The organism is Streptantibioticus silvisoli, assembly GCF_027947535.2.
Lineage (GTDB): Bacteria > Actinomycetota > Actinomycetes > Streptomycetales > Streptomycetaceae > Streptantibioticus_C > Streptantibioticus_C silvisoli.
In genome coordinates this window covers 123,881-132,951 of the sequence record NZ_JAAGKO020000016.1, presented here as the reverse complement: position 1 = coordinate 132,951, position 9,071 = coordinate 123,881, and the positions used below count along the sequence as shown (strand labels likewise).

The following is a 9,071-nucleotide window of genomic DNA, read 5'->3' as shown; positions in this document are numbered from 1 at the left end:
CCCGCACCCCGCACCCCGCACCCCGAGCCCCGGCCGTGCCCCCGCCGCCCCCGCGCCCGCGCCCGCGCCCGCCCCCAACGCCGAAACCCACCCCCCAACGCCGAAAGCGGCACCCCCGACCGGGGATGCCGCCTTCAGTTTGCTGCGGGTACTGCGGGTACTGCGCGTCCTGCGTGCGGCGCGGAGTTCCGATCCCGGGGGATCAGAAGTCCATGCCACCGCCCATGCCACCGGTCGGGTCGCCCGCGGGGGCGGACTTCTCCGGCTTGTCGGCGATGACGGCCTCGGTGGTGAGGAAGAGCGCCGCGATGGAGGCGGCGTTCTGCAGCGCCGAACGGGTGACCTTGGCCGGGTCGATGATGCCGGTCGCGACCAGGTCGACGTACTCGCCGGTCGCGGCGTTCAGGCCGTGGCCGGTGGGGAGGTTGCGCACCTTCTCCACCACGACGCCGCCTTCGAGACCACCGTTGATGGCGATCTGCTTGAGCGGGGCCTCCAGGGCCAGCTTGACGATCGCGGCACCGGTGGCCTCGTCGCCGGTCAGGTCCAGCTCCAGCTTCTCGAACACCGAGGAAGCCTGGATGAGCGCCACGCCGCCACCGGCGACGATGCCCTCTTCCACGGCGGCCTTGGCGTTGCGCACCGCGTCCTCGATGCGGTGCTTGCGCTCCTTGAGCTCCACCTCGGTGGCCGCGCCGGCCTTGATGACGGCCACGCCGCCGGCCAGCTTGGCGAGGCGCTCCTGGAGCTTCTCGCGGTCGTAGTCGGAGTCCGACTGCTCGATCTCGGCGCGGATCTGGTTGACGCGGCCCGCGACCTGGTCGCTGTCGCCGGCACCGTCGACGATGGTGGTCTCGTCCTTGGTGATGACGACCTTGCGGGCGCGGCCGAGCAGGTCCAGCCCGGCGTTGTCCAGCTTGAGGCCGACCTCTTCGGAGATGACCGTGCCACCGGTGAGGATGGCGATGTCGTTCAGCATCGCCTTGCGGCGGTCGCCGAAGCCCGGAGCCTTGACGGCGACGGACTTGAAGGTGCCGCGGATCTTGTTGACGACCAGGGTCGACAGGGCTTCGCCCTCGACGTCCTCGGCGATGATCAGCAGCGGCTTGCCGGACTGCATGACCTTCTCCAGCAGCGGGAGCAGGTCCTTGACCGCGGAGATCTTGGAGTTGACGATCAGGATGTAGGGGTCGTCGAGCGACGCCTCCATCCGCTCCATGTCGGTCGCGAAGTACGCCGAGATGTAGCCCTTGTCGAAGCGCATGCCCTCGGTGAGCTCGAGCTCGAGCCCGAAGGTCTGCGACTCCTCGACGGTGATGACGCCTTCCTTGCCGACCTTGTCCATGGCCTCGGCGATGAGCTCGCCGATCTGGGTGTCGGCGGCGGAGATGGAGGCGGTCGAAGCGATCTGCTCCTTGGTCTCCACATCCTTGGCCTGCTCCAGCAGCTGGGCGGAGACGGCCTCGACGGCCTTCTCGATGCCACGCTTGAGGGCCATCGGGTTGGCACCGGCGGCGACGTTGCGCAGGCCCTCGCGGACCAGCGCCTGCGCCAGGACGGTCGCGGTCGTCGTGCCGTCACCGGCGACGTCGTCCGTCTTCTTCGCGACCTCCTTGACCAGCTCGGCGCCGATCTTCTCGTACGGGTCCTCCAGCTCGATCTCCTTGGCGATGGAAACACCATCGTTGGTGATCGTGGGGGCGCCCCACTTCTTCTCGAGGACGACGTTGCGGCCCTTGGGGCCGAGAGTCACCTTGACGGCGTCGGCGAGCTGGTTCATCCCGCGCTCGAGGCCGCGCCGAGCCTCCTCGTCGAACGCGATGATCTTGGCCATGTGAAGTGGTCCTCCCGGACGGGGTGGATTGCTCCGGACCGATGCGACGCCCGCGACGGACGGCCCGCCGGACACCGGTCACTTCCCGGTACCCCACGGACCTCGTCGAACCGGTCCTTCTGTCACTCTCAACGTCAGAGTGCTAACGCCAATAGTTAGCACTCTGACCCATCGAGTGCAAGCGCCTGAGGGGGTGATGGGGCAGAACCGCAGGTGGCGGACGCGGCGCGGCCCCGGTCCCGCCGGGCTGGCGGGACCGGGGCCGCCGGGTGGCGGGGGGCGGTCAGAAGCCGCTGTCGCCCGAGCCGCGGTTGACGGTGTACCCGTTCGGGTTGTTCAGACCGCCGGAGGAGGTACCGCTGACGGTGACTCCGGTGGCGGTCAGGGAGCCGGTGACGTCGTTGATGTTGATGCCGTAGGTGCCGGCGCCGCTGATGGTGTCGTTGGTCAGGGTCAGGTTGCTGATCTGGTGGGCGTAGCTGAGCAGGACGCCCTCGTACGTGCTCTTGGTGATGGTGTTGCCGGTGACGCTGACCGGCTGGGTGATGTCGGACTGGCTGGCGTAGATCCACAGGCCGCCCAGCGACGAGCCCCAGTTGACGTTGTAGGAGCCGGTGCGGGTCAAGGTGTTGTTGGCGACGGTGGTGGCGCCGGTGAAACCGCCGCCGAACGCGGTGCTGATGGTGATGCCGGAGCCGAAGGCCACGGTGTCGCTGACCGCGTTGTGCTCGATGGTGTTGTTCGCGCCGCCGTAGACCCCGATGCCGTTGGCCTGGATGGGGCTGGAGACGGTGTTGTGGGTGACGTCGCAGTTGGTGACCTGGCCGCCCTCGGTGTCCAGGGCGATCTCGTCGTCACCGGTGTTGCGCACGAAGGACTGCTCGACGTGGGTGTTGTTGCTGCCGCCGTGCACGTGGATGCCGTCGGCGAACACGTCGCGCACCCGCAGGCCGGCCACCTCCAGGCCACTGCCGGGGTTCGCCCACAGGCCGACCTTGGTGTGCTCGATCCACACGTCGAACAGCAGTGAGCCGGAGGTGAAGGTGCCCTCGATGCCAGCCGCGCCGGAGTCGTTGTTGCGGGAGGTCTGGTCACCGGAGATGGTCAGGTCGGCGATCTGGTTCTTGCCGCCGGTGGTGTACAGGCCGCCGGAGCCGTTCTCCGCGGTGGCCTGGATCTTGGTGTACCACTCGCCGGCGCCGCGGACCGCGACGTTGGCGAGGCTGACCCGGCCGGAGATGTCGTAGGTGCCGGCCGGGAACCACAGGCCGGTGCCGGTGCCCGACAGCGCGGACAGCGCGCTGTTGATGGCGTTGGTGTCGTCGGCGCCGCTGTTGGGCGTGACGCCGTAGCTGGTCACCGAGGTGTAGCCGGACGGCATGGTGTACGCCGGGTCGACCTGCTCGGCGTCCAGCACGTCGATGGTGTACGACGCGGCGGTGTCGGCGGCGTCCTTCTGGAGCTTGATGACGGTGCCGGCCGGCTGGTTGCCGATCAGCGCCGAGGTCTCGTCGAAGAAGTGGTGGCCGGTGCCGTCGCTGGGCGCGTTGGTGTCGTAGTAGCCGCCGCCGTACAGCCAGGAGTACTTGTTGGTCAGCGTCAGGTCGGTGACCTTCGTGGCGCCGGAGTAGACCGCCAGCGGCGCGGTGTAGGCCGACCCGTCGGAGGAGTCGGGGATGGAGTAGCGCACCACGATGGAGTTGGCCGGCTTGGTCAGGGTGAACGACACGTACTGGCCGGTGGACTTCAGCTGCACCGACTGGCGGGCGGTGGACTCCGCCGACAGGCTCGGGTAGGCGGTGCTGGCCGCGAGCACGGTGCCGTTGGTCGTCGCGGCGGCCGCGCGGTACTCGGTGTACGGGGCGGTGGCGCCCGGGTCGGCCAGCGCGGTGCCGCCGTTGACCACGGTGTTGTCGATGGCCACGTTGCCGGAGTCGCCGGAGTCGGTCTGGTAGCCGATGAGGTTGAGGCCGGAGCGCAGCGCGACGGTCTTGGACACGTACTGCCATCCGGTGCCGGCCGGCAGGCTCAGCTGGCCGTTCTTCACGCCGTTGAGGTAGAGCGAGACGGTCTGCGCGGAGCCGGTGGTGTTGTCGTAGCCGACGGCGACCGGGTAGTTGCCGGCCGAGGGCACGTCGGTGGTGATGGCGACCTCGGAGCCCTGCGCGGTGAAGCCGCTGAGGTAGCTGCTGCCGGTGTAGCCCGACAGGCTGGTGGCGACCGCCGGGCCGCCGGTGAAGAACGCGGTGGAGGCCTGGTAGACCTGGCCGGGCGCCGACGAGGTGCCGCCGCCACCGCCGCCGGTGGTGATCGCACCGACGGTGATGTTGTCGATGTTGACGTTGCCGGAGTCGGTGGTGTCGTACTTGTAGGCGATCGTGTTCGAGCCCGACTTCAGGGTCAGGGTCTCGGACTTGGTGGTCCAGGTGTTCCAGTCGGCGGTGGCCGGCAGCGAGGTCTGGAGCGCCTTGGTGCCGTTGACGTAGACCGACAGCGTCATGGTCGCCGTGGTGCCGTTGGCGTACCGCAGCGCGACGGGCGCGGTGCCGGCCGCCGAGGCGCTGACGGTGAAGGTGGTGGCGGCGGTGCCCTTGTCGGTGTCGGTGTAGCCCTCGACGAACCCGGTGCCGGTGTAGCCGGTGTGGTCGGTGCCGACGACCGCGCCGCCGGCCAGCGCGGCGGACTCGGCCTCGTACTGGCCGGACGGGGCGGAGGCGACCGGGGCGAGCGCGATGTCGTCGAGGTTGACGTTGCCCGAGTCGGTGCTGTCGAACTTGTAGGCGATGGTGTTGGAGCCCGACTTCAGCGTGACGGTGCTGCTGGCGGTGGTCCAGGTGTTCCAGTCGGCGGTGGCCGGCAGCGACAGCTGCACGGACTTGGTGCCGTTGACGTAGACCGACAGCGTCATGGTGGCGCCGGTTCCGTTGGAGTAGCGCAGGCCCGAGGTGTAGGACCCGGCGGAGGCGGCGCTGACGGTGAAGGTGGTGGCGGCGGTGCCCTTGTCGGTGTCGGTGTAGCCCTCGACGAAGCCGCTGCCGGTGTAACCGGTGTGGTCGGTGCCGGCGACCGCGCCACCCGACAGGGCGGCGGACTCGGCCTGGTAGGTGGTGGTCGCCGCGGCGGCGCGCTGGGCGGTGAACCCGGCGAGCGCGAGCAGCAGTGCGAAGAGGGTGAGCAGGGGCAGCGCCCGGGGTCTTCCGGCGCGATTCGTGGGCATGACGGTGCTCCAGGGGGAAAGGAGAGGGTCAACAGAGCGTGGAGCCGAGTGAATTGACGCGCACAGTAGTGCTGCCGACAAATTCCCACAATGTTTCGCGCGGATGAAGAAAATAACTGACAGTCGGCCGCGATTATGGTTACTCGGCTTGCATACGCCGTTGAGCTGCCCATTTGCCGGAACAACCCCGGTCGGAAGACCCTCTTCGCCGAATTCGGCAGCCATTTTCTGTCGCCTTCTTGCAGAAAGGCGTCAACAGCCGCTGAGGCTTACCCCATTCGCCCCGTTCGCCCCCGGGGCACCACGTCAGTCGGCCGGCGGGCGGCGCACCGGGCCGGTCGACATCCGTACCACCAGCTCCGGTTCGTGCAGGAGTTCCTTGGGGGTGGGCGCGTTTCCCTCGATCTGGTTGACGAGCAGCGCGACGGCGGCGCGGGCCATCGCGTCGATGGGCTGGCGCAGGGTGGTCAGCGGCGGGTCGGTGTAGTTCATGAACGCCGAGTCGTCGAAGCCGACCACCGAGACGTCGGCCGGCACCCGCAGGCCGGCCCGGCGGGCGGCGCGGACCGTGCTGAGGCCGAGGATGTCGCTGCCGCAGATGACGGCGGTGGCGCCGGCCGCCAGCAGTTCGCCGGCGACGGCCTGGCCGCCTTCGAAGGAGAACAGCGCCTGGCCGATCCGGCCGGTGATGTCGAGCCCGGCGCGGGCGGCGAGCCGGGTGAACGCCTCGGTCTTGCGCCGGGACGGCACGTGCGCGGTCGGGCCGACCATGAGCGCGATGTCGCGGTGGCCGAGGGAGACCAGGTGGTGGAAGGCCTGCTCGACGGCGGCGGCGTCGTCGGTGGAGACCTGCGGGAAGCCGGGATGGTCCACGGCGGCGTTGAGCAGCACGACGGGCACGCCGCGGCCCAGCAGGTTGGCGTACTCCTCGGCGCTCAGCCCGCCGCAGAACACGACGCCGGAGACCTGCTGGTCCAGCAGCATCGCCACGTACTCCGCCTCGGTCAGCCCGCCGGCCGAGCGGGTGCACAGCACCGGGGTGAAACCGAGCTGCACCAGCGCGCCGCCGACCACCTCGGCCAGCGCCGGGAAGATCGGGTTCTGCAGCTCCGGCACCACGACGCCCACCAGCCGGGCGCGTACGCCGCGCAGCTGGGTGGGCCGTTCGTAGCCGAGGACGTCCAGCGCGGTGAGGACGGCCTGCCGGGTGGTGTCGGAGACGCCCGGTTTGTCGTTCAGGACGCGGCTGACCGTGGCCTCACTCACGCCGACCTTGCGGGCCACTTCGGCGAGTCTGCGAGTCATGCAACGCAATATGTCATAGACCTGCGTCCGTTTGCAGTAGTCCTGCATCAGCTTTCGCTGAGCGATCAGCTTTTTGCGTAAATTCGTTTCACTATTGCAGGTCGGCAGGGTGAGCCGTACCTTGTGCTGCACGCCGGACCGATGCCGCCGCCCTTACCCCGGGAGCGGTCGATCCAGGGGCCGGAGCCGCCTGCCCCCCGGGCCTCACCGTGCGGGCAGGGCCGCGCCCGCACCGGACTCACCGCGCCGTACGCGGCGGCACATGATAACTCCACTCAGGGACACCAAGATGACTGGTATCAGACCGGGCGGCCGTGCCCGGATACTCCTCGCCGCCACCCTCACCGCGGGCCTCGCGCTCGGGCTGACCGCCTGCGGCGGCTCGGGTTCCGGGACCAAGGCCTCGGCGGACGGCAAGGTCACCATCAGCGTCGGGTGCGAGCCGCCGACCTCCAAGCCGGTCTCGCGGGACGGCTGGGTGGACGACGTCAAGGCGTTCGAGAAGCAGAACCCCAAGGTCACGGTGGTCAGCGACGACACCAACCCGTGCGACGACCCGGCCACCTTCAACGCCAAGCTGGCCAGCGGCAAGATGGACGACGTCTTCTACACGTACTTCACCGACGCCGACAACGTCATCGACTCCGGCCAGGCCGCCGACATCCAGAAGTACACCGGCGACATCAACGAGGTCAGCAGCATCCAGAGCTCGCTGATGAACGTCTACCGCCAGGGCAACCAGTCCACCGGTGACCTGTACGGCGTGCCCACCGGCAACTACAGCCTCGGCATGGTCTACAACAAGGCGCTGTTCAAGCGGGCCGGCCTCGACCCGAACAAGCCGCCGACCACCTGGGACCAGGTCGAGACCGACGCCATCGCCATCAACAAGCTCGGCGGCGGCGTGGTCGGCTACGGCGACTACAGCGCCGGCAACACCGGCGGCTGGCACTTCGCGGCCGAGATGTACTCGCGCGGCGGCACGATGGTCAGCGCCGACGGCAAGACCGCCTCGTTCGACAACGCCCAGGGCCTGGCCACCCTGCAGTTCCTGCACAAGCTGCGCTTCACCGACAACGTGATGGGCACCAAGCAGGGCCTGCAGTACAACGACCTGCTCCAGATGATGGCCTCCGGCAAGCTCGGCATGTACGTCGGCTCGCCCGACAACCTCACCGCCATCCACACCCAGTACAAGACCGCGTACACCAACCTCGGCGTCGGCCCGATGCCCGGTGTGAGCAAGCCGACCGCGGCCCTGGTCGGCGGTTCGGGCTACATGTTCAACAAGAACGACAGCCCGGCGCAGATCGAGGCCGGCATCAAGTTCGTGAACTACGAGTTCATGACCTCCGGCATCGGCCAGTTCAACTACAAGCGGCTGGCGGCCACCAAGCAGCCGGTCGGCCTGCCGGAGCCGGACCTGTGGAGCGGCGCGGCCGCCGTCGCCGACACCTCGGTGATGAAGAAGTACGCCAACATCCCCACCGACAACTTCGCCTCCTACGTGGCCTCGACGCCGACGATGCACCTGATCATCGAGCCGCCGCAGGCCCAGGCGATCTACGCGCAGGGCGACAAGGCGATGGACTCCATCCTGACCAACCCCAACGCCAACGCCCAGCAGCTGCTGGACACCTTCAAGACGGCCACCAACACCGTCCTGGCCAACGCCCAGCACTGACACCGACGCACCGGCCGCGCGGGGAGCCCACCCCGCGCGGCCCGCGGCCGTCCGTCCCCCGACGAGAGCCCTCATCCCATGGCGACGATCAACCTCACCCGTGCCACGGCACGCGACGCGCGGAACGCGGCGGCCGGAGACCGGCGCCGGATGCCGCTTCGACGGCGGCTGCGGGAACACTCCACCGCCTACCTGTTCATGGCCGGCGCGGTGCTGTGCTTCGCGGTCTTCTCCTGGTACCCCATGATCCGCGAAGTGATCATGAGCTTCCAGTACACCAACTTCGCCGGCACCAGCCGCTGGGTCGGCCTGGAGAACTACCGGCACGTCTTCGCCGACCCCAGCTTCGGCGAGGCCTGGCGCACCACCGGCCTGTTCACGCTGTTCGCGCTGGTCTTCGGCTACGCGGTGCCGTTCCTGACCGCCGTGGTGATGAACGAACTGCGGCACGTGCGCTCGTACTTCCGGCTGCTGGTCTACCTGCCCGTCATGATGCCGCCGGTGGCCGCCGCCTTCCTGTGGCGCTGGTTCTACAGCCCCGACGACGCCGGCCTGTTCAACGCGGTGCTGCACGCGCTGCACCTGCCGCCCGTCCAGTGGCTCCAGTCCTCGCACACCCTGGCCGTGCTGTGCCTGGTGCTGTTCTCCACCTGGATCAACATGGGCGGCACGGTGCTGGTCTACCTCGCCTCGCTCCAGGGCATCCCCGGTGAGCTGTACGAGGCCGCCGAGGTCGACGGCACCGGAATCCTGCGGCGGATCTGGCACATCACCATCCCGCAGACCCGGCTGATCCTGTCGATGATGCTGCTGCTCCAGGTCGTCGGCACCATGCAGGTCTTCGTCGAGCCCTACGTGATCACCGCGTCGTCGAACAACACCGCGTCGGTGGTCTACCTGATCTACCAGTACGCGTTCAACTTCAACAACTACGGCAGCGCCTCGGCGCTGGGCGTGGTCCTGCTCCTGGTGCTGCTCGGCTTCTCCGCCGGCTACCTGTGGCTGAGCCGTCGCGCCGAGGAGGACTGACC

Annotated in this window: 5 protein-coding genes; 2 read left to right on the top strand and 3 right to left on the bottom strand. The window is 68.8% G+C overall.

What is annotated here, in order from left to right; genetic code table 11:
* Positions 1-202 precede the first annotated feature (202 nt).
* From groL to POF43_RS13585, 3 genes are all read right to left on the bottom strand, one after another.
* Entirely contained in the window at positions 203-1,834 is a 1,632-nt protein-coding gene (groL, locus tag POF43_RS13595; protein ID WP_271315465.1) for a chaperonin GroEL, read from the bottom strand.
* Positions 1,835-2,117: 283 nt separating this feature from the next.
* Positions 2,118-5,051 (bottom strand): CBM35 domain-containing protein, encoded by a 2,934-nt coding sequence (locus tag POF43_RS13590; protein WP_271323955.1) that lies wholly within the window; start codon positions 5,049-5,051, stop codon positions 2,118-2,120.
* A 306-nt stretch (positions 5,052-5,357) separates the two neighbouring features.
* Positions 5,358-6,356, bottom strand: coding sequence for a LacI family DNA-binding transcriptional regulator (locus POF43_RS13585; RefSeq protein WP_271315467.1), 999 nt, complete (start codon positions 6,354-6,356; stop codon positions 5,358-5,360).
* Between the two features lie 289 nt (positions 6,357-6,645).
* On the opposite strand from POF43_RS13585, the gene POF43_RS13580 reads away from it, so the two are divergent.
* On the top strand, positions 6,646-8,040 hold the full coding sequence (locus POF43_RS13580; protein WP_271315468.1) for an ABC transporter substrate-binding protein: 1,395 nt from the start codon (positions 6,646-6,648) through the stop codon (positions 8,038-8,040).
* A gap of 78 nt (positions 8,041-8,118) precedes the next feature.
* Positions 8,119-9,069: a carbohydrate ABC transporter permease gene (locus POF43_RS13575; protein WP_271323954.1), complete on the top strand. Its 951-nt coding sequence runs from the start codon at positions 8,119-8,121 to the stop codon at positions 9,067-9,069.
* Positions 9,070-9,071: the final 2 nt, after the last annotated feature.

Coding starts and splice junctions, on each gene's coding strand:
- groL (WP_271315465.1), bottom strand. CDS start 1,834: ATGGCCAAGATCATCGCGTTCGACGAGGAGGCTCGGCGCGGCCTCGAG.
- POF43_RS13590 (WP_271323955.1), bottom strand. CDS start 5,051: ATGCCCACGAATCGCGCCGGAAGACCCCGGGCGCTGCCCCTGCTCACC.
- POF43_RS13585 (WP_271315467.1), bottom strand. CDS start 6,356: ATGACTCGCAGACTCGCCGAAGTGGCCCGCAAGGTCGGCGTGAGTGAG.
- POF43_RS13580 (WP_271315468.1), top strand. CDS start 6,646: ATGACTGGTATCAGACCGGGCGGCCGTGCCCGGATACTCCTCGCCGCC.
- POF43_RS13575 (WP_271323954.1), top strand. CDS start 8,119: ATGGCGACGATCAACCTCACCCGTGCCACGGCACGCGACGCGCGGAAC.